Genomic DNA, 16,494 nt, shown 5'->3' with positions numbered 1-16,494 from the left:
CTGTTGGATGGCGATCAGCAGGGGACTCGAACCCCTCTCACCCCGTTAGTTCGCTACTCTCAAGCGGTGGTCCGCGCCGGCCGTGCGGCCGTTGAAGTCTCTGCCGGGTACGGACACCAAGCCCGTTCGCCGATCGGTGATGTGCGTACTCTAACACATGCACATACGCGCTGCGTATCGCTTCGATTCTTTGAGTGAGAAAGCCCCGCGCTGACATGGAAGTCGAGCACGGGGCTGGGATCGGCTTAGGCCGTCGGATCAGTAGATGTAGACGTACTTCTGGATGCCGACGGTCGGCCAGCTCACGTTCATGCCGGAAGATTCGCTGGCCGTGAACGTCGGCGACTTGATGGCGACAACACAGCTCTCGCCGGCCGCCAGCGTGGCGCCGCAACTGTTGGATGCGGTCGTCCAGGCAATGCTCGACTTAGCGAAGGAACCGATCGCCATCGTGGACGACGTCGTGTTCGTCAAGCGCATGTTCCAGGTCGTCGGCGTGCAGTTCCAGCTCTGCCCGCCCAAGTCGCTCGTGAAGTCACGGATCTGGTAGGCGGATGCGGTTCCGCAGAGAGCTTCCTTTCCGGCCGGCGGAACCATCTGCACTTCCAGTTGGAGCGTCTGCGGGGTTCCGGTCACGGGGCCATCGCCGTTGGCCGCGGCCGCCGTCACCTTGAACAGGCCGGTCGCCGGATCCTTGGCCACGGTGACGGTCATCACCGGCGTCGGATTCGCGTTGCCGGCGCTGCCTGCCTGCTGGCCCAACGTGAGCACCGGCGCCGTCAGCAGCGGACCGTCGGCCCATGTGGCGACCTGAACGACAGCCTGGGTGCCGGCCGGGGCGCCAAAGTTGTTGACGGCGATCGTGTAGGTGCCTTCGGCGAGCTGGCTCGCATCGCAGGTGGTCGTGTAGTGCTCGGGGCCGGTCGTCCTCGTGTCGTCGTAGTCCAGCATCCCCGACTGGCCGTTGGGCATGCCGTAGAAGACATGAGCGCCGTTCGGCTCGAAGGCGTGCAGGTCCACGTCGCCGTTGCGGTCCCAGTTGAGCGTGGCGGTGAAGAAGCCGGAGCGCGCCAGTTGCGAAGGCGTCGTGAGGCCGTCGATCAGCTGGTAAGCCGCGGACTTGATCATCGGCGCTGGCGCGCCGGCACCGGTGAACATGGCGTTCAGGTACGTCTCCGCGAGCAGGTCAGCGCTGATGTCGGGGTCCGACACGCCGAGGGCGATCTGCTCCTGGTAGGTCGGCACCGTGGCGTTGTTGGCCGGCACGTTCGCCGCCTGGCGCAGAGCGTTGATCACTTGATCCTGCGAGACCAGCACGTGCTGGCTGCGCGCCGGAGCATAGGAGCCAGCCGGGGCAATGCGCAGCGCGGCATAGGAGCCGGCCGTCACGCGTCCGGCGGCGACGCCGGCGTCGAGGTGCTGGTAGGCCTGTCCAAGGAACAGGTCGCCCTGCGAGTGCGCGACGAGCAGCAGCTTCCTGCCTTCCAGCGTCATCGTGTCCAGACGCGTGTTCTGCTCGGCGTAGTCGCGCGCCGTCGGCGGGTTGGCCGCCAGCGAAGTCACCGAGTTGACGGAGGCCGTCGTCACGATGGCGCGCAGGTCGTTGGCCAGGCTGGCCATCGAACTGAAGGTCTGCCCCAGCGTGGCGAGGAAGCCGGCACCGCCCGGGCCGCGGCCCTGCAGGGTGTCCCAGAACGACTCCCATCGGTTGGTCAGCACGGCGTTCTCTTGCGCCAGCCGCTGATCGAATGCCTGCGCGATGCCTTCCCAGCCGTTCGTCGGGTTGTACATGAGCTCGTAGCGGATGTGCTCGCCGCGATAGGTCTCCCCCAGCTGCGCACGCAGCGCGCCCATGCCGCGCAGGGCATCGGCGCTGGTGCTCCAGACGCCGTTGTAGAAGCCGACGTAGAGGCCCTGGTCACCGCACGCCGAGGGCGTGGGCGCGGGGGCAGCGAAGGTCGGGGCGGCCGTGACGACGGCCAGAGCGGCGCACGCCGCGGTCAGAAATCGCTTATTCATCGCAGGTGTCCCCCGACGGCAGGCTCAGGACGGCGCCGGACAGCGCCTTGTTGAAGGTGATGTAGGCGAGGACACGTGGCTTGGTGTTGAACGTGTACTTCTCGATGGCCTTGTGGAGCTCGAAGCCGTTGTTGCTGGCCGTGTCGCCGGCGAAGACGGTGGAGATGCAGTTGATGTCGCGCGCGCCTTGACGGGCGACGGCGCGGACGGCGGACGAATCCGCCGGATTGACCGTGAGGGCGGCCTGGGCCGTCTTCGCTGCACGGGTGAGCGCCTTGGTGCGCTGCGCGCTCAGGGCACGCCCGGCGATCCAGGTGTCGATGTCGTCACGCACGCCGTTGGCGTTCGCGTCCGAGCCCAGCAGATCCGTCGAACGGTCCAACCTCGGCAGCTGGCCGCTGGCCTCGAGCTGAGTGATGCGCTCGCTGAGCGAAACCGGGGTGTTGTCGGTCGGCTGCGAGGGGCCGTCCGAGCCACCGCCGCCGAAGTCGCAGGCGGCGAGCGCGAGGGTCAGGGAGGCGGCGGCCGCGATGAGCAGCGGCCGGCGCAAGAAGTGGGGTCGGCTGTTTGAGTGCATAGTCATACTATACACGTACCGATAAGATTGTGTGTATCGGAGTTGCACAACAACTACACGAAAGAAGGAAGCCCCGAGCCGACAAGAAGTCGAGCACGGGGCTGGGAGGGTTGGGTCAGGCCTTCGGAGCGAAGACGCCGACGACGAAGACGCCGGGCTGTCCGTGGACGTTGGCGCCGCGCACCAGGACGACATCCTGGCCGTCGAACTGCTGCTGCAACTGCTCGGCGGTGCCGTGCGCTTCTTGCTTCAGGCTGTAGCCGGTGGGGACGTTCTGCGGCGCGGTGCCGAACTCGTGGATCGTGATCACGGCGGCCTCCTTAGGCGTTGGCGAGAGCGGCGAAGTCCCGCCTGGCGTAATGCCCGGCAGCGACGGGGTCCGGTTGCTCGGACACCCAGGCGGCGACGCCGGCCAGGTGCGCGTCGCGGCGCGCGCGCAGCTCCGCTTCGGACCCGGCACTCAGGAAGCCGGCACCGATGGCCAGCGCCTTGTCCAGGTCCTTGGCGGCGAGCATGAAGCCTTGGGCTTCTTGTGCCGATTGAACAGCGAGCATCACTGCGCCTCCGCGGTGGTGTTCGCCGGAACGCCGGTGCTGTCGCCCTGGGCCTGGCGGACGGCCGCACGCAGGCCGGCCAGATGGCTCTCGTGCACGGTGCCGCCCCAGCTGTCGATCTCGGCGAGCAGCTTCTGCGCCTCGCGCAGCAGGGTCGCGCCTTGCGGGCAGAGTGAGGTGGGATTGGTCATGGTTTCTCCGTTGGTTGCGGCCGGTTGGCCGGGGTGTGGGCAGGCGGATGCCTGTTCTCTTGCCACCGGAGATGCCGAACAGGCAGGTGGAGATCTGGGGGGACGAACACAGCGAGAAAGGAAAACGGGCCCACAAGGGGCCCGTCGAGGTTGGTTGAGGAAGCAGCAGCTACGCGAAGGCCAGCTCCAGATCGACCGCCTGCGTGGGGCCGGGTTCGCCGGCGCGCTGTTCGCGCGCACGACGCTCCTGGTCCAGACGATGGATGAAGCCTTCGTAGAGCGATTCGCTGCCGAAGTAGGGGCCGTCCACGTCGAGCTCGCCGCCGCTGTCGATCCACCATTGGGCAAGCCGGCGGCCGCTCTCGTAGCTGGTCATGTCGGCGACGTTCACGACCATGGTCAGGCCGCCTTCTTGCCGAACAGCTTGAACGCCGTGGCCACCAGCAGGAGGCCGCCCATCACGGACGGCAGCATCAGGTTGGCATCGAACGCATACCAGGTCAGGGCCGCCGCGACCACGAAGGCCGCGAGGCTCAGCCGGCGCGCGTGCGTCTGCACGAACTGGTGCGCCACCGATCCGGCACCACCCTTGCGCGGACGGAACAGCGAGAACGCGCTCCAGATCAGGAAGACGGCGCCCAGGACTGCGAGCAAGGCGGAACGCTCTTGCAGGCCGGACCAGATGGTGATCGCCGACGCGACGAACGTGGCGGCGTTGGCGTAGAGGTCGTGTTTCGGGTGGGTGGGGGTCGTCGGCGGCGCGCCGCCGGTGAGTGTGCTCATGTCGCTCCTTGTGGTTGAGGCGACGAAAGCATAACACGGCGCGATACGTCGCGTGTATCCGGTTTGCGCATCTTGTCCGCCTTTGCCTGGCGAACGCCGGTCAGAGCACGCCGGGGATGATGAGGCCTGCCGGGCCCTGCGGCTTGCAGCGCGCGCGCTGGGATTCGGTGCGACGCTCGGGCGGTGTTCGAACGCAATCGCGCTCCGTCGCTTCGAGCTCGGCGAACATCGGTCGAATCACCGGCAGCGCGAGCAGCAGAGCCGCCGCGCACAGCACCAAGCCAAGCGACACCCTCACGACGCGGCTCCTGAGGACAGCTTGCGGTAGGCCTTCACCAGCGCCTTGGCCGAGTATTCGGGCAGCGGGCAGGTCTCGAAGTCGGGCTCGGTCGCCCACGACAAGAACCAACGGTGCGCGCCAACAGGGGACTGCTGGATCACCAGCAGCGGCCGGCGCGTGTTCCACGGCACCACACGGACGGCGGGCCAGGTGCACCCGAGCGACTCGAACAGCGCGAGCTGCAGGTGGCGGCTCCAGTACGGGTTCTCGCAGCGCACCTTCGCGCCGCGGAACGCCTCGTCCTGCGCGGAGCGTGTCACGCCGTGCGGGATGTCTCCCAGCAGAAACTCCGTCAAGCCCGATCCTCCTGCGTGCCGGCGGCACGCGCGATCGCCGCCTCGGCTGCGAACTCGGGCCGCGCGGCCAGCTTGGGGGCCAGGTCGCTCGCGCGCAGGTCCAGCAGCTTCGCCTCGGCAAAGAACTCCGTCAGGTTGTTGATCTTCCTGGGTCCGTTGCGCAGGCGATCGCGCAGCTCGTCGATCATGTGCTCCTGGCTCCACCAGGCGTCCGTCACCCGCTCGATCAGGGCGCCGGCCGGATCCGCACCGGTCAGGAGAAGGAGGGTCCGAAGGGCGTCCTCGCGCCAGTGGAACGACAGGGCGTCGCCCTCGCCCACCGTGTGCTCGCCGATGTAGATCTCGGGGAAGTCCTCGGCCGACGTGCCCATCAGGATGGCCAGCGCTTCGGCCCGGCCGGCACGGCGCGCGTCGGCGTTCGCCTGCAGCGCGAGGTCCAGCTGCGCCTTGAGCTCGGCCAGGCGCTCCGGCGACTCGGACACGGGCGGCCGCACCGGCGCTTGTTCCTTCGCGACATTGACGCTCGCGTCGAGCCCCTCGAGCCAGCGGGTCGGGTTCGGCCCGAGCGGCTGGTTGTCGTTCATCACGTCGTCTTCGTAGATCCAGCCCGACCACTCCTCGCCGGCCAGCCACTTGGCGGCCGCCCACGGCGCGCCGCCGCCGGCGTTGTCGTCGACCAGGATCACGCTGCCGTCCTTGGGCGCGGTCTCGATCGGCGACCAGCGGATGGCAGGTGCCGCCGCAGCGGGTTGCGCCTGCAGGACGCCTTCGATGCGCCGCGACAGCTGGTTCAGGGCGTTGTGCCCTTCCTGCTTGGCGTCGAAGTGCAGCAGGACGCGCGACGAGTCGATCTCGTGCCCGCAGTTGATGACGGCGAGCAGCAGCGCGCGCGCCAGGGGTTCGGTGGTGGTGGATGTCACGTGGACTCCTGGTTGGGTTCGAAGCGGAAGCCTTCCTCGATCGCCTCGGCGAACTGCTCGAAGGCCCGCATGCGGCCGTACTCGACGGCCCGGTTGATGATCTCGTCGGTGATCTCGTCACGCGCGCCAGGCGGGCGCAGCTGCGACGTGCCGTTGCTCCGGTCGAACTTCTGCTCGGCCGCGATGCGCGCCGCGCGCGCGTCCAGCGCAGCCAGCGCCGCCGACTTGCCGAATCGCTTCGTGGGTTTGGCTTCCTCTCGCACGGTCATCCCTTCGATCACAGGTCGCCAAGGAACCGTTCGTTGCCGCGCGAACGCTTGGTGAACGCATCCGGGGCGCGCGCCGCGCTGCGCAGGAAGGCCTGCACCTGGACGCCACGCTGGAACTGCGACATGGTCAGCAGCAACTCGCCCTTGCCGTCCTTCCAGCGCAACCAGACGTCGCCCATGGAGCCACCGGCGAAGACTTGCGGGTTGGCGCCGGCGGCCGCGGCGAGCGTCTCGGCGATCTCTCCGAAGGCGTCGACGCGCGCCGGCGAGATCTCCTGGCCCATCGTCAGCGCCACCTGGTCCAGGACTCCGGAGGACGTGAAGGACAAGGCGAGGTAGTGCACGCGCTCGCGGGCGAAGGTGAAGCCCGCCGAAGCAGGGAGAGGCCCGGCCTGGCAGTGCTCCTCGCCGGCGGAGTTCGCCGAACACTTCAAGGGCGAGCCCAGCTGGAGCCGCTCGACGACTTGCAGTGCGGCGGCCTTGGGCAGGCCGAGGTCCAGGCCCTTGAGGCCGCGCGGGACCACCGCGTCGCCCGCCAGCGCGGGCAGCGCGGCGGCGAGTGCGAAGGAACACAGAGAGGCGCGCGCCAGACGGCGCAGGAAAGAGAAGGTCATGTCAGGGACGGTAGAAGGCGAGCGGGCCGGCGCGCAGCGCGAGCCAGCGACCCAGGTTGAAGAGGATTCCGGCGGGGAAGAAGACGGCCACGGCCCACAGCATGCGCACGGGGATCGGGATCGCGTCGGCCGACAGCAGCTCGCCGTAGCCCATCCAGATCGTCAGCGGCTTGCTCCAGTAGAAGAGCGCGGCCGTGCCCAGGGCGATGTAGGCCAGTGCGAACACCGACAGCCACGGCGCAGCCTTGCGCAGGAGAGACAGCGGCGCGCTCACTGCGGGCAGTTCCCCGACTCCCAGCACTGGCGTCGCCACTCCCACGGCGGCACCGGGTTCGAGCCGGCCCACAGGCCCTGGCGCGCACCCTGTGCCTGCGCCTGCAGCTGCGGCAGGCCGGCGTCGCGCAGGTAGCGCCCGCCGGAGGCGGTGTTGGCCCAGGCCCAGCCGGCGCGCACCATTTCGCGGTTCACTTCCACGCGGCCCACCGTCAGCGTGCACACGTGGCGGCTGTAGCGGTCGACGTCGTGGCACTGCGCGTCCACGGTCTGGCCCTTCACGAGCTGCTCGAGGTAGCGCTTCGCGTTGTCCGAGAACGGCTGGCCGATCCGGCCGCGTTCCTTGTTGGTGTGGGAGGACTCCGGCGCGTCGATCGACGCCAGGCGGATCTTCACCTGCTCGTTGGCCGCAGTGAGCAGCACCACGGTGTCACCGTCGTCGACGTAGACGACCTTGCCCTGCATCGCGCTGGCCTGGGCGGCATGCGCGTAGGCAGCGAAGAAGACGGCGAGGAAGGCGATCAGGATCGTCGCGAGCGGACGCGACAAGAAGTTGGTGAATGGGCTGTTGGATTGCATGCGCACAGTGTAGCGTATGCATACGTGTTATGCACGACTATTTGAACCACACTGCGACGCGATCAGTTCGCCGGCGCGGCGATCTCGAGGTCGGCGGCGTACGCCCAACGCCAGTACCCGCCGGCGCCTGCCCAGTGCACCTTCGGCTGGTGGACCGCATCAGCACCATTGGGGCCGTCGTGCCACACGTACCCAGGATCCACCGAGAACGCTGTCACGACGTGGGTCATCTTGGCCGGCTGGCCAGCGCGCTGCTCGTCGGAGCGGAATCCGTACACCAAGGCACCCTTGGGAACACGGACGCGCATGCCGCGCGTGAAGGGCACAGTCCCGAACGGACCCACATAGGGCAGACGGTCCAGACCCTTCCGCTCCATCCAGGCCGCACAGGCCAGGGCTTGCTCCATCAGGCGTCGCTGCTCGTTGCGCCCCTCGTGGAACGTGCCGGGCGGGTGCTGCGAAAGCAACTCCAGGTAGCGTCGCTCTGCTTCCTGTGCCATCGAGAGAAGCAAAGCGGGCGTGAAGCCGGCGGAGAGTACGGGGCCGACAGACTGCGGCGCCGAGACAGTGGCGTGCATGACGATTCGGAGCTAGATCACCTTCTGCGCAGCGCGAATCGCCTCCCGGCACTCCAGGGCCTCGAGCACGAGATCGCGGCGCACGTCGCCGGGCAGCGGCCGGGAACTGCGGCGGTCACGGCGGAGGCTGGTGACCAGTTCACGCATGTGGCCGCGAAGTCGCGGCGCCAGGATCGCGCGCAGGTTGGCCATGGTGGCCGGGTCGCTGCGGTCCGCCAGGTGGCAGGACTGCGCGTAGCGCGCGAGGAATCCCTGCAGCACGATGCGCTCTACGGCTTGGCCGGGGTTTCGCCCTGGGCGTCGGCGCCGGCGCGCGAACGGATGAGATCCGCCGCCTTCTGGCCCAGCGGGCCGTCCTGAGGGATGCCGGCGGCCTCGGCTTCGCGGCGCGCCGCCTGGAAGGCTTCCAGGCCGGAGTCGTCGTCCTCGGCGGGCTGCGTGGTGGTCGGGGTGTTGTTATGCATACGTGTTATGGAGTATATCGGTCGACGGCGGAAAGAGCAATGCGCCGGGAGCGGGAAAGAAAGAGACCCGGAGCACATGGTGCGTCCGGGTCCTGTGGCCTAGCTCGAGAGCAAGCCGACTTTGACCGCAGCACGGTAGAGCTGGCGGTACTTGTGGTGCGGAATTGCGCCAATGCGACGCAGCACCTTGTTCTTCGGGAAGCGAGCGCGCGTTTCCAGGTGGAATGCGGTCGGGCGCAGCAGGCCGCTTGCGTGAACGTCCGCAGGGTCCGAGATGGACACCGCGGTGTCGATGGCTGCCGCCTCGGTCACCCTCTTGGAGGTGCCGTAGGCGACATAGACCACGTGCTCTTCCACTTCCAAGACAAGTGCAGGATGCACTTTGTCAGCCTTGCCGTCCCCGTAGGGGAACAGCATCAGCACGATGTCACCGGGTTCCATGGGTTCTCCTTTGGGGTTGGCTGTACCCCGCGGGATGACTCACACCGGCATGCAATCGAGCGCAGGACGCGCGGCTTCAGGCGGCTTCGGCGAGTTCGCCCAGCTGTGAGTCGTTGGCCGACTGGCCCGCCGGGTTCATGGCCTTCATCGCCCCATCCAGCGCCAGTTCCATGTAGTTGAAGCTGCGCGTAATGGCGCGGCGCACCTCGTCGACGACCTCTGCGGGAGGGTTGTGGCCGAGCAGCGTCGCGACGACATCGAGTGCTTCCCAGGGATGATCGTCGTCGTAGTCCGCATGCGCGCGCAGCCAGCGCGAGGCCTTGGGCGGAAGCGACTCGATGTAGTCCTTGTTCGAGCAGACCACGATGGACCATTCGCCGGTGGCGCCCTCATATCGCGCCCGCGGCGCAACGACCGTCGCCCTTGATGTCTCCTTTGACACCTGCATGGCAGACGGCCGCGGGGCCGCGAGGGGGCCGGCCGTGAGGGAGGTCCAGAGGGAAGAAGTGCCTTCAGGATCAGCGCCAGATCCTTGATTGCGCGGATAACGAAGAGAACCGGGGAGCCGCCGTCCTTCGGGGGAAGAGCGGGATTGGGCCCGGAAGCGGCATCAACGTACCGATCGGGGAGAGTGCAGGAAGGCCACTGCGTGTCGTCTTCCGATGTGGCGGCGCCCCACAGCGGTACTGCGCGTGTTGACGCCGGAGGCGGAGATGGATCGAGCAGGTTGATCGCGCTCACCGACGCATCGAGAGTCATCGTGATCGCTAGGGCAATTCGGGCAAGGTGGAGCCAGCGGACAGAGAAAGTGAGCTTCATTTCGAATTTCAGAGGTTGCGAGGATTGAGTAGCTCTCAGAACAAGGTACACCCCGTTTCGCAAATACACCGAGCAACGCGACGGGCGTCAAAGAGCAGACTCAAAGGCAATCCTCACCCCCTTATTCGGCTGAGCAAATCAGTCATGGCCGCAAAGAAGAAGCCCGCGGCCGACCGAAGTCGAGCGCGCGGGCTGGGGGTTGGTGGCCGGGTGGCGTTACGGCGTCATCTCGAATGCGATCTTCGGGTGGTGCTGGTAGTTGACCAGCTTCACCTGATTGGGATCGAGCGTCGCGAAGATGCCGGGGATCTCGGCGGCCGAGGTCAGCGTCGGGATGTTGCCCAGGTCCAGGGTTGGTTGCGGGAAGTGCTCGCGCGCGAGCATCTCCTTCACGCCCGGGATGTGCTTGGCGTAGATGTGCGCGTCCGAGATGAAGTGCGTGAACGTGCCAGCCTTCAGGCCCGCCAGGCGCGCCATGATCTCCAGGTACATCGCGCCGATGGCGACGTTGTAGGCGAGCGGCGCATCGAAGCTGCGCTGCCAGAGCGTCAGGTGCAGCGTGCCGGTGGCGACGTCGACCTGGAGCATGTAGCTCACGTGGCAGCTGCGCAGCGCGCCCTGGTCGATCTCGGCCGGGTTCCAGCCGCTCAGGATGATGCCCCGATCGCTCGGGTTGGTCATCACGGCGTGCAGGCTGGTCTCGAGCTGGTTGATGCTGCGACGCAAGATCCACACGCCGCGCTCGGCGTCGTGCGCTCTCACCTCGTAGCCCTGGGCCAGCATCTCGTCGCGCTGCGCCGGCGTGGTCGCCTCACGCCAGTCGCGCCAGTCCGTCCACTGCAGGTAGCCGAAGCGACCGAGGTCGTCCTCGCCCTGCCGGTAGGGATTGGCCAGCCAGGCCTTGGTCTTGTTGGCGTTGTCGTTCCAGACGGTGCAGCCGATCTCGCGGAACTGCGCCGCGCTGGTGAAGCCGCGGAAGAAGCCGAAGAGCTCGCCCTTGGCCATCTTGAAGAACAGCTGCTTCGTCGTGATAGCCGGGAAGCCGTCGGCCATGTCGAAGCGCAGGGTGTAGCCCGGCACGAAGAGCACCTCCTCGCCGGTGCGCGCGTTGAGCTGGCGCGAGCCGTGATCGAGGATGTGCTGCAGCATGTCGTGGAACTGCTGCATGGGGTGGGGTTTGGTGGTCAAGTGGGTTCTCGCAGGTTGGTTGGCAGCTTGCGGCCGCCGGGTTAGTCGGTAGAGGCGAGATGCGCCACAGGAACAGACAACGCCGGCGCGGGGTCGGCGCGCACCAGCAGCTCGAAGCCGGTGAAGTCAACTGGCCGATCTTCCAGGTAGCCCGCCATCAGCCAATGGCGGTCCCACATCTCGCGCCGCGCGGCGATCTCGCGCCAGAGGAACTCGCCGCGGGTCGCCGTGATGGAGTGGCTGCGCCAAATGGAGGAGACCTGGTGCGCCAGGCCGCCCAGACGTAGATCAGGGGGATGGAAACTCATCCCTTCTGCTCGGTGCCCCGAGACCCAGCGTACTCGACCCCGATGCGGTCGCAGATGAACTTGGCGACATCTGTGCTGTGGTTGCCGACGCTCGAAGCCGCCTGCGAGATGACCTCGAACTGGTGCAGCCAGTCGGCCATGTCGCGCGACCAGAGCCGGTGCGCCGGGAGCGGCTCCTCGTTCCGATCGAACGCCTCGCTGCCGCCAAAGCAGTCGAGGAAGCCCACCTGCTCGGCGCCGCGCTCGCGCAGGAGCTGCGACAGCAGGATCATCGCCGCGTTGTTCAGCTTGTAGTGCGCCGCGGCGAGTGGTGCCTGGCTCCCCTTGATGCCCTTGTGCAGGTCGCGATGGCAGAGCAGTAGCTCCTGGTGCCGCTGGCCCAGGACGTACAGGGCATATTGCAGCGCGCAGTTCGAATCGACGTCGTTGATCCGGTCGTCCATGGGATCAGGCCGCCTTCTGCAGCTTGTGCTGCAGGACCATGATCTCCCACTCCTCCTTGCGGATCCGCCGGCACCCGGGGAACTCGAGCTTGAACGATGCGGCCGGCTCGGCCACGGTCTCGTTGTCGGCGCGCGCCGCGGCGACGATCGCCGGCACGTCCGGGGTCCACATGGCAAACGGACCGTCGTGGCTCATCCACAGGAAGCCGCACTCCGACAGCGGCGAGCCGATGCAGCGCCAGCCCTCGTACTCCTCGCCACCGGCGCCGCGGCCGGTGTAGCCGATCGACAGCGGGATGCCGAAGGTCTGAGCGATCAGCTGCGACTGGTCGGCGTGGCCGACCTGCTCCTTCAGCCGCTTGGCCCACGGCGAGCCCTTGCGCGCATAGCTCACGCCGCGGCGGTCGGGCTTGCGGAAGTCGGGGTGGATCTCGCCGTCGAAGACGACACCTTGCAGCACGCCGGTGCGGTGATCGGTCGTCGCGCGCGAGATGCCCAGCTCCTTGGCCAGGCCGGCGACGACGGTGGCCACGCGGCCGCGGTCGGCGATGTAGTCGCGCACGAGTTGCAGCGCGGCGCCGCTCTCGATGATGAAGATTGCGTTGTCGGGGGTTTCTTGGTTCATTCTGTGGGTCTCACTCGATTGATCAGGCCGCGGCTGGCTCGGCGTTCGTGCGGAAGAAGGCCATCGCCTGCTGCAGCGCGCCGGCTTGCTGGAGCAGGCTGCTCGACGCGGCGCTGCTTTCCTCGACCAGCGCGGCGTTCTGCTGCGTGCCGCTGTCCAGCGAGGCCACGGCCTGGTTCACCTGACGGATGCCGCCGCTTTGCTCGCGCGCGGACTCGTTGATCTGCGCGATCAAGTCGCTGACCCGGCGCACGCCGGAGACCAGGCCGGTCATCGTGCGGCCGGCCTCGGCCACCTGCGCCTCGCCCGCCTCCACCTTCTCGACGCTGCGGCCGATCAGCACCTTGATCTCCTTGGCGGCCTGGGCGCTGCGCTGGGCGAGGCTGCGCACCTCGGCGGCAACCACCGCGAAGCCGCGGCCCTGCTCGCCGGCGCGCGCTGCCTCGACAGCGGCGTTGAGCGCCAAGATGTTCGTCTGGAAGGCCAGGCTGTCGATCACGCCAACGATCTCGGCGATCTGCCTGCTGGACTCGGTGATCTCGCCCATGGTCGACACCACACGCTGCACCGCTTCGCCACCGAGGCCCGCGGTCTGCGCGGCGTCGTGGGCGAGTTGGCTGGCCTGGCCGGAACTCACGGCAGTGACCTGCACCGCGTCGGTCATCTCCTGCATCGACGAAGCGGTCTGCTGCAGGGCGCCGGCCTGATGCTCCGTGCGGGTCGACAGGTCCTGGTTGCCGCTGGCGATCTGCTCCGAGGCAGTGACGATGCCGTCGGCCGAGGCCCGCACGCGCGACACCATGTCCGCGAGACTCTCGTTCATGCGACGCAACGCCGCCAGCAGCTGGCCGGTCTCGTCCTGGCGATCCACATCGATGCGCGTGGTCAGGTCGCCGGAGGCAACAGCCTCGGCCAGCGCGACGGCGCGGCGCAACGGGCTGGTGATGGAGCGGCTCAGCATCCAGCCCAGGAAGATGGCGCCGGCAGCCGCGGCCACGCTGGCCAGCGTCAGCACGAGACGGTCCTGCGCGACTGCCGCCTCGGCAGCCTTCGCCGCCGCATCGCTGCGCTCGGCGCTGTACTGGATGTAGCTCGATGCCGCCTTCAACAGCTCGGCCAGCAGCGGCCGGCACTCGGCGTTCATCTTCTCGATGGCGTCCTGGTTGCGGCCGTGCAGCGCCATGTCCACGATGGCCAGCGCCACCGGGCCGTAGCGCTGCTCGACCTCCTCGATCTTTGCCAGCAGCTCGCGATCGCGCGCGGTGGCGTCCGAGCCCTTGGCGTGCACGGCGCCGTTGAGGCGTTTCAGCGCGGCGCCGGTCTCTTCGTGGGCGCGAACCACCGCGGCCTTCTCGATCTCGCGGTCCTGATCCGAGGTCACCAGCACCAGGTTGCGCGCGGCGATCGCGCGCTGCGCAGCGGCGTCCATGACCTGGTTGGCCAGCGCCTCGCGCTGCGACACGCCGTCGACGAACACGCGGAACTGGTGACTGGCGCCGGAGAGGGAGGAAAGCGCCTGGAGCGACACCATCGCGACGATGGCGGCCAGCAGGGCAAAGGCGAGGATGAGCTTGGTCTTGATGCTCGTGCGAGAGAGATTCATGTTTCAGCGGGACAGCGCGCGCGAGGATGTGGTCAACATCCGTCGACTATAACACGTCACAATACGTGCACTGTATCCATTATCGCACCGCCGTGACATCCGCACGTGCGGCGGAGATGGCCCCGCAGCCTTGCCCGGGTCGGGTCGGGCTAGTGGTAGTCCTCTTCCCGCTGGTGCCGCACGCCGAGGATCAGGACGATCTCGGGCAGGATCTCGTAGCGCGCGACGTAGCCGGTGGTGCCGTGCGGGATGATGAGTTCGCGCGTCGTGAGCGAGGCGCCGACGCGGCGGAAGATGAACGGGGTCCGGGACAGCTGGTTGGCCACCGCGTGCTCGACGGCGGCGATCGCCAGGTCGGCGGCGCCCAGGTCCTCAACGGTCTGGGCGCGATCGAGCAGGAAGTCGTGCAGGCGAAGCAAGTCGGCGCGGGCTGCCGCGCTCCAGCGGACCTGGAAACTCACGCGGAGCCGGCCGCGGCTTGCAGCTGCGCGCGCCGCGCCTCGGTGCGCTGGCGCAGCTCGGCCAGCAACTCGTCGCTGCCGTGGCTCTGGCCGGTGGCCAGGAAGTGCTTGAGCGAGGCGTCACAGCGCGCGTCGAAGTCGCGCAGGGCCTGCCGGTGCTCGATCGCCCGGCGGACCGAGGATTCGACGAACGACGACAGGGTCTCGCCCTCGGCCAGGACGGACTCGAGCTCCGTGCGCAGCTCAGGCTCGATTCGAACTTGGGGCAGGACAGCGGACTTCATGACAGTCAGTGTAACGCTTTTGCGTTGCGGGGGCCACCTGCGCCGATGACGCAACGACGGTCGGCCCGGTGGGCGCGCGCCATCAGCCCATGAACGGATCGACCCCATCTTCGACCAGGCGCTCGCGCGTGTACTCGGCCGCGCCGCTCACCAGGCCGCCGGCCTCGGGCAGGGCTGCCAGCGAATCGGCGCCGCCGCCCTCGCCCGTCGCCCCGGAAACGGTCACCTGAGCATCCGCCGCCGCGCCGCCGCCCGCGCCAGGCGCGTCGTCCGCAAGCGCTTTCGCCCCGGAACCGGTCACCTCGGCGTCGACCGCCTGCGCCTTCCCCTTCCTGCCCGGTGCCTTCTTGGCGGCCGTGGCCGCCTTCTTGATCGCCTTCTTGGCTTCGCGGCCGGAGCTGCTGCCCTGGAAGTTGTCCCACTCGGCGCCGGCGTCGTCGGCGGCCGGCTTGGCCTTGCCGGTGGCAGTGGCGCCCTTGGTCTGGAGCACCGTCAGGCCGGCTTCGACCACCTCGCGGATCTTAGCCAGCATGCGCTTGTGCACGAGGCGCGAGACACCGGTGGGCTCGGCGCTGGCCTGGCGCTCGCCGTCGGCCTCGGTGGCCCACTGGCGCAGCTTGGCGCGCGCGGCGCGCACGTCGCCTTCGATCAGGCAGAAGGTCTGGTACAGGTCCGGGTCCATCGAGATCGAGGTCCGGTTGCGCCGCGGCGTGGCCTTCGGGCTGCGCGCGGTGCCGGCGCCGGCGGCCGCGTTGATGCGTGCGGAGCGGTAGACGATGCGGATCAGGTCGTCGCTGGCCATGGTGGGATCTCGTCGAAGGGTGGAGCGGTGGGGATGGAAGGGGTCAGGCGGCCGCGGCGAGCACGGGGCGCTTGAACGAGTGCGCCAGGGCGCGCGCGTCGTGCAGCGCGTGGCTGCGCAGCGCCTCGGGGCGGCTGTCGAACCAGCTGTCGAAGCCGGCCTCGTTGAACTGGTTGCCGACGTCCATCGGTACGAGCTCGGCCAGGCCCAGCTCGTTGGCCAGGCCGCGGAAGTGATCGCGCTCGCGCTGGCTGCGCACCACCTGTGCGCCGGCGCCGGGCAGGCCCGACAGCAGGTCGAAGGCGATCTCGCGGTCGGCGAAGAAGTCGTGCACCAGCACCACGGCCTGGCCGGTGTAGGCGCGCATCCACTCGCGCAGCTGGGCGGCGACGGCCGCGCGCGGTGCGATCAGCGTGCCCTCGGCGCCGAGCAGCGGCAGGACGCGTTCGCGCACGAACAGCGACGCCTCTTCTGTCGGCGTATCGGCGAGTTCGGCGTAGAACTCACGGCCGTTGTGGTCGACCAGGCCGACAGACAGCGGCTTGCGGTCCTTGAAGTTGGTGAATTCCGTGTCCAGGAAAAGGAAGGCGTGTTGACGCGTGATGGTGTTGAGCATGGGTGACAAGATTCAGGGTGTGTTCAGCGGGCCTCGCGCGAGGTGAGCGCCCATTCGATGAAGGTCGCGCTCCAGCGGTGCAGAGCGTCGGGATTGAAGTTGCGGGTCTGCAGGATCAGCGCGGTGCTGCGCGCCGGCCCCACGAAGCGGGCGGTCGCGCCGCCGGCGGCCACCTCGATGGCCAGCGTGTAGCGGTCGCGCGGGTGGTGCGCGCCCGGCAGGCGCCAGGTCAGCTTGGCCGAGGTGCAGTCTTCGGCGGCGGCCAGCGTCGCCGGGTGGCCGTGCTCGAGCATCTCGATGCGCAGCTGGGTCAGGTGCGCGGCCACGCCCACCAGGTCGAAGTCGCTCTTGGCCTGCTCGACGGCGCCGGCCGGGTCCGCACCCAGCAGGCTCATCTGCTGGCAGGCGATCAGGGTGTCGGTGAAGTCGGGCATCGCGCGCTCGCTC

General features: G+C 68.3%; 29 protein-coding genes. All 29 read right to left on the bottom strand.

Annotation, left to right across the window (positions count from 1 at the left end; all coding sequences use genetic code 11):
- Positions 1 to 258 precede the first annotated feature (258 nt).
- Positions 259 to 2,019 carry a DUF2135 domain-containing protein gene (locus tag MPE_RS22985; protein ID WP_011831545.1) on the bottom strand — a complete coding sequence of 587 codons (1,761 nt, stop codon included), beginning with the start codon at positions 2,017 to 2,019 and terminating at the stop codon, positions 259 to 261.
- Complete coding sequence (locus tag MPE_RS20065; RefSeq protein WP_041930366.1) at positions 2,012 to 2,569, bottom strand: hypothetical protein; 558 nt, start codon at positions 2,567 to 2,569, stop codon at positions 2,012 to 2,014. The genes MPE_RS22985 and MPE_RS20065 overlap by 8 nt, the downstream gene beginning before the upstream one ends.
- A gap of 142 nt (positions 2,570 to 2,711) precedes the next feature.
- Positions 2,712 to 2,906 carry a hypothetical protein gene (locus tag MPE_RS20060; protein WP_041930365.1) on the bottom strand — a complete coding sequence of 65 codons (195 nt, stop codon included), beginning with the start codon at positions 2,904 to 2,906 and terminating at the stop codon, positions 2,712 to 2,714.
- A gap of 10 nt (positions 2,907 to 2,916) precedes the next feature.
- Positions 2,917 to 3,150 (bottom strand): hypothetical protein, encoded by a 234-nt coding sequence (locus MPE_RS20055; protein ID WP_011831543.1) that lies wholly within the window; start codon positions 3,148 to 3,150, stop codon positions 2,917 to 2,919.
- Complete coding sequence (locus MPE_RS20050; RefSeq protein WP_041930364.1) at positions 3,150 to 3,341, bottom strand: hypothetical protein; 192 nt, start codon at positions 3,339 to 3,341, stop codon at positions 3,150 to 3,152. The genes MPE_RS20055 and MPE_RS20050 overlap by 1 nt, the downstream gene beginning before the upstream one ends.
- A 169-nt stretch (positions 3,342 to 3,510) precedes the next feature.
- Entirely contained in the window at positions 3,511 to 3,738 is a 228-nt protein-coding gene (locus tag MPE_RS20045) for a hypothetical protein (protein ID WP_041930363.1), read from the bottom strand.
- A gap of 2 nt (positions 3,739 to 3,740) precedes the next feature.
- Positions 3,741 to 4,124, bottom strand: coding sequence for a hypothetical protein (locus tag MPE_RS20040; protein WP_011831542.1), 384 nt, complete (start codon positions 4,122 to 4,124; stop codon positions 3,741 to 3,743).
- A gap of 100 nt (positions 4,125 to 4,224) precedes the next feature.
- Positions 4,225 to 4,422 (bottom strand): hypothetical protein, encoded by a 198-nt coding sequence (locus MPE_RS24120; protein WP_148211108.1) that lies wholly within the window; start codon positions 4,420 to 4,422, stop codon positions 4,225 to 4,227.
- Complete coding sequence (locus MPE_RS24115) at positions 4,419 to 4,760, bottom strand: hypothetical protein (RefSeq protein ID WP_041930361.1); 342 nt, start codon at positions 4,758 to 4,760, stop codon at positions 4,419 to 4,421. The genes MPE_RS24120 and MPE_RS24115 overlap by 4 nt, the downstream gene beginning before the upstream one ends.
- A complete protein-coding gene (locus MPE_RS20025) occupies positions 4,757 to 5,680 on the bottom strand; it encodes a hypothetical protein (RefSeq protein WP_011831540.1) in 924 nt (307 codons plus the stop codon). The genes MPE_RS24115 and MPE_RS20025 overlap by 4 nt, the downstream gene beginning before the upstream one ends.
- Complete coding sequence (locus tag MPE_RS20020) at positions 5,677 to 5,949, bottom strand: hypothetical protein (RefSeq protein WP_011831539.1); 273 nt, start codon at positions 5,947 to 5,949, stop codon at positions 5,677 to 5,679. The genes MPE_RS20025 and MPE_RS20020 overlap by 4 nt, the downstream gene beginning before the upstream one ends.
- A gap of 8 nt (positions 5,950 to 5,957) precedes the next feature.
- Positions 5,958 to 6,563: a hypothetical protein gene (locus MPE_RS20015; protein ID WP_011831538.1), complete on the bottom strand. Its 606-nt coding sequence runs from the start codon at positions 6,561 to 6,563 to the stop codon at positions 5,958 to 5,960.
- Position 6,564: 1 nt separating this feature from the next.
- Positions 6,565 to 6,837, bottom strand: coding sequence for a hypothetical protein (locus MPE_RS20010; protein WP_011831537.1), 273 nt, complete (start codon positions 6,835 to 6,837; stop codon positions 6,565 to 6,567).
- Positions 6,834 to 7,415 (bottom strand): thermonuclease family protein, encoded by a 582-nt coding sequence (locus MPE_RS20005; protein WP_011831536.1) that lies wholly within the window; start codon positions 7,413 to 7,415, stop codon positions 6,834 to 6,836. Before MPE_RS20005 ends, MPE_RS20010 begins: the two co-directional genes overlap by 4 nt.
- Before the next feature lie 62 nt (positions 7,416 to 7,477).
- Entirely contained in the window at positions 7,478 to 7,993 is a 516-nt protein-coding gene (locus tag MPE_RS20000; protein WP_011831535.1) for a hypothetical protein, read from the bottom strand.
- Between the two features lie 12 nt (positions 7,994 to 8,005).
- Positions 8,006 to 8,254 carry a hypothetical protein gene (locus tag MPE_RS19995; RefSeq protein ID WP_011831534.1) on the bottom strand — a complete coding sequence of 83 codons (249 nt, stop codon included), beginning with the start codon at positions 8,252 to 8,254 and terminating at the stop codon, positions 8,006 to 8,008.
- Between the two features lie 8 nt (positions 8,255 to 8,262).
- Positions 8,263 to 8,457, bottom strand: a complete 195-nt coding sequence (locus MPE_RS19990; RefSeq protein WP_011831533.1) for a hypothetical protein — start codon at positions 8,455 to 8,457, stop codon at positions 8,263 to 8,265.
- Positions 8,458 to 8,556: 99 nt separating this feature from the next.
- Positions 8,557 to 8,898, bottom strand: a complete 342-nt coding sequence (locus MPE_RS19985) for a type II toxin-antitoxin system PemK/MazF family toxin (protein ID WP_011831532.1) — start codon at positions 8,896 to 8,898, stop codon at positions 8,557 to 8,559.
- A 76-nt stretch (positions 8,899 to 8,974) separates the two neighbouring features.
- Complete coding sequence (locus MPE_RS19980; protein ID WP_049820947.1) at positions 8,975 to 9,262, bottom strand: hypothetical protein; 288 nt, start codon at positions 9,260 to 9,262, stop codon at positions 8,975 to 8,977.
- 671 nt (positions 9,263 to 9,933) lie between these two features.
- Entirely contained in the window at positions 9,934 to 10,905 is a 972-nt protein-coding gene (gene thyA, locus MPE_RS19975; RefSeq protein WP_148211107.1) for a thymidylate synthase, read from the bottom strand.
- 41 nt (positions 10,906 to 10,946) lie between these two features.
- Positions 10,947 to 11,213: a hypothetical protein gene (locus tag MPE_RS19970; protein WP_011831530.1), complete on the bottom strand. Its 267-nt coding sequence runs from the start codon at positions 11,211 to 11,213 to the stop codon at positions 10,947 to 10,949.
- Positions 11,210 to 11,656: a hypothetical protein gene (locus MPE_RS19965; RefSeq protein WP_011831529.1), complete on the bottom strand. Its 447-nt coding sequence runs from the start codon at positions 11,654 to 11,656 to the stop codon at positions 11,210 to 11,212. Before MPE_RS19965 ends, MPE_RS19970 begins: the two co-directional genes overlap by 4 nt.
- A gap of 4 nt (positions 11,657 to 11,660) precedes the next feature.
- Positions 11,661 to 12,281, bottom strand: coding sequence for a hypothetical protein (locus tag MPE_RS19960; protein ID WP_011831528.1), 621 nt, complete (start codon positions 12,279 to 12,281; stop codon positions 11,661 to 11,663).
- A 22-nt stretch (positions 12,282 to 12,303) separates the two neighbouring features.
- Positions 12,304 to 13,884 carry a methyl-accepting chemotaxis protein gene (locus tag MPE_RS19955; RefSeq protein WP_011831527.1) on the bottom strand — a complete coding sequence of 527 codons (1,581 nt, stop codon included), beginning with the start codon at positions 13,882 to 13,884 and terminating at the stop codon, positions 12,304 to 12,306.
- A 149-nt stretch (positions 13,885 to 14,033) separates the two neighbouring features.
- Complete coding sequence (locus MPE_RS19950; protein ID WP_011831526.1) at positions 14,034 to 14,345, bottom strand: type II toxin-antitoxin system RelE/ParE family toxin; 312 nt, start codon at positions 14,343 to 14,345, stop codon at positions 14,034 to 14,036.
- Positions 14,342 to 14,629, bottom strand: a complete 288-nt coding sequence (locus MPE_RS19945) for a YlcI/YnfO family protein (protein WP_011831525.1) — start codon at positions 14,627 to 14,629, stop codon at positions 14,342 to 14,344. Before MPE_RS19945 ends, MPE_RS19950 begins: the two co-directional genes overlap by 4 nt.
- Positions 14,630 to 14,711: 82 nt before the next feature.
- Positions 14,712 to 15,431, bottom strand: coding sequence for a hypothetical protein (locus tag MPE_RS22980; RefSeq protein WP_011831524.1), 720 nt, complete (start codon positions 15,429 to 15,431; stop codon positions 14,712 to 14,714).
- A gap of 43 nt (positions 15,432 to 15,474) precedes the next feature.
- Complete coding sequence (locus tag MPE_RS22975; protein WP_011831523.1) at positions 15,475 to 16,047, bottom strand: hypothetical protein; 573 nt, start codon at positions 16,045 to 16,047, stop codon at positions 15,475 to 15,477.
- Positions 16,048 to 16,070: 23 nt separating this feature from the next.
- Positions 16,071 to 16,481, bottom strand: a complete 411-nt coding sequence (locus MPE_RS19930) for a hypothetical protein (protein WP_011831522.1) — start codon at positions 16,479 to 16,481, stop codon at positions 16,071 to 16,073.
- Between the last annotated feature and the right edge of the window lie 13 nt (positions 16,482 to 16,494).

Origin of the sequence: Methylibium petroleiphilum PM1, assembly GCF_000015725.1 — a bacterium.
Lineage (GTDB): Bacteria > Pseudomonadota > Gammaproteobacteria > Burkholderiales > Burkholderiaceae_C > Methylibium > Methylibium petroleiphilum.
Note: the sequence above shows the minus strand (reverse complement) of the source record. Positions and strands in the feature narration are given on the sequence as shown.

Bases quoted from the DNA above. Each gene is read 5' to 3' on its own strand.
- MPE_RS22985 (WP_011831545.1), bottom strand. From the start codon at position 2,019: ATGAATAAGCGATTTCTGACCGCGGCGTGCGCCGCTCTGGCCGTCGTC.
- MPE_RS20055 (WP_011831543.1), bottom strand. From the start codon at position 3,150: ATGCTCGCTGTTCAATCGGCACAAGAAGCCCAAGGCTTCATGCTCGCC.
- MPE_RS20050 (WP_041930364.1), bottom strand. From the start codon at position 3,341: ATGACCAATCCCACCTCACTCTGCCCGCAAGGCGCGACCCTGCTGCGC.
- MPE_RS20045 (WP_041930363.1), bottom strand. From the start codon at position 3,738: ATGGTCGTGAACGTCGCCGACATGACCAGCTACGAGAGCGGCCGCCGG.
- MPE_RS20040 (WP_011831542.1), bottom strand. From the start codon at position 4,124: ATGAGCACACTCACCGGCGGCGCGCCGCCGACGACCCCCACCCACCCG.
- MPE_RS20020 (WP_011831539.1), bottom strand. From the start codon at position 5,949: ATGACCGTGCGAGAGGAAGCCAAACCCACGAAGCGATTCGGCAAGTCG.
- MPE_RS20015 (WP_011831538.1), bottom strand. From the start codon at position 6,563: ATGACCTTCTCTTTCCTGCGCCGTCTGGCGCGCGCCTCTCTGTGTTCC.
- MPE_RS20005 (WP_011831536.1), bottom strand. From the start codon at position 7,415: ATGCAATCCAACAGCCCATTCACCAACTTCTTGTCGCGTCCGCTCGCG.
- MPE_RS20000 (WP_011831535.1), bottom strand. From the start codon at position 7,993: ATGCACGCCACTGTCTCGGCGCCGCAGTCTGTCGGCCCCGTACTCTCC.
- MPE_RS19990 (WP_011831533.1), bottom strand. From the start codon at position 8,457: ATGCATAACAACACCCCGACCACCACGCAGCCCGCCGAGGACGACGAC.
- MPE_RS19985 (WP_011831532.1), bottom strand. From the start codon at position 8,898: ATGGAACCCGGTGACATCGTGCTGATGCTGTTCCCCTACGGGGACGGC.
- MPE_RS19970 (WP_011831530.1), bottom strand. From the start codon at position 11,213: ATGAGTTTCCATCCCCCTGATCTACGTCTGGGCGGCCTGGCGCACCAG.
- MPE_RS19965 (WP_011831529.1), bottom strand. From the start codon at position 11,656: ATGGACGACCGGATCAACGACGTCGATTCGAACTGCGCGCTGCAATAT.
- MPE_RS19960 (WP_011831528.1), bottom strand. From the start codon at position 12,281: ATGAACCAAGAAACCCCCGACAACGCAATCTTCATCATCGAGAGCGGC.
- MPE_RS19955 (WP_011831527.1), bottom strand. From the start codon at position 13,884: ATGAATCTCTCTCGCACGAGCATCAAGACCAAGCTCATCCTCGCCTTT.
- MPE_RS19945 (WP_011831525.1), bottom strand. From the start codon at position 14,629: ATGAAGTCCGCTGTCCTGCCCCAAGTTCGAATCGAGCCTGAGCTGCGC.
- MPE_RS22980 (WP_011831524.1), bottom strand. From the start codon at position 15,431: ATGGCCAGCGACGACCTGATCCGCATCGTCTACCGCTCCGCACGCATC.
- MPE_RS22975 (WP_011831523.1), bottom strand. From the start codon at position 16,047: ATGCTCAACACCATCACGCGTCAACACGCCTTCCTTTTCCTGGACACG.
- MPE_RS19930 (WP_011831522.1), bottom strand. From the start codon at position 16,481: ATGCCCGACTTCACCGACACCCTGATCGCCTGCCAGCAGATGAGCCTG.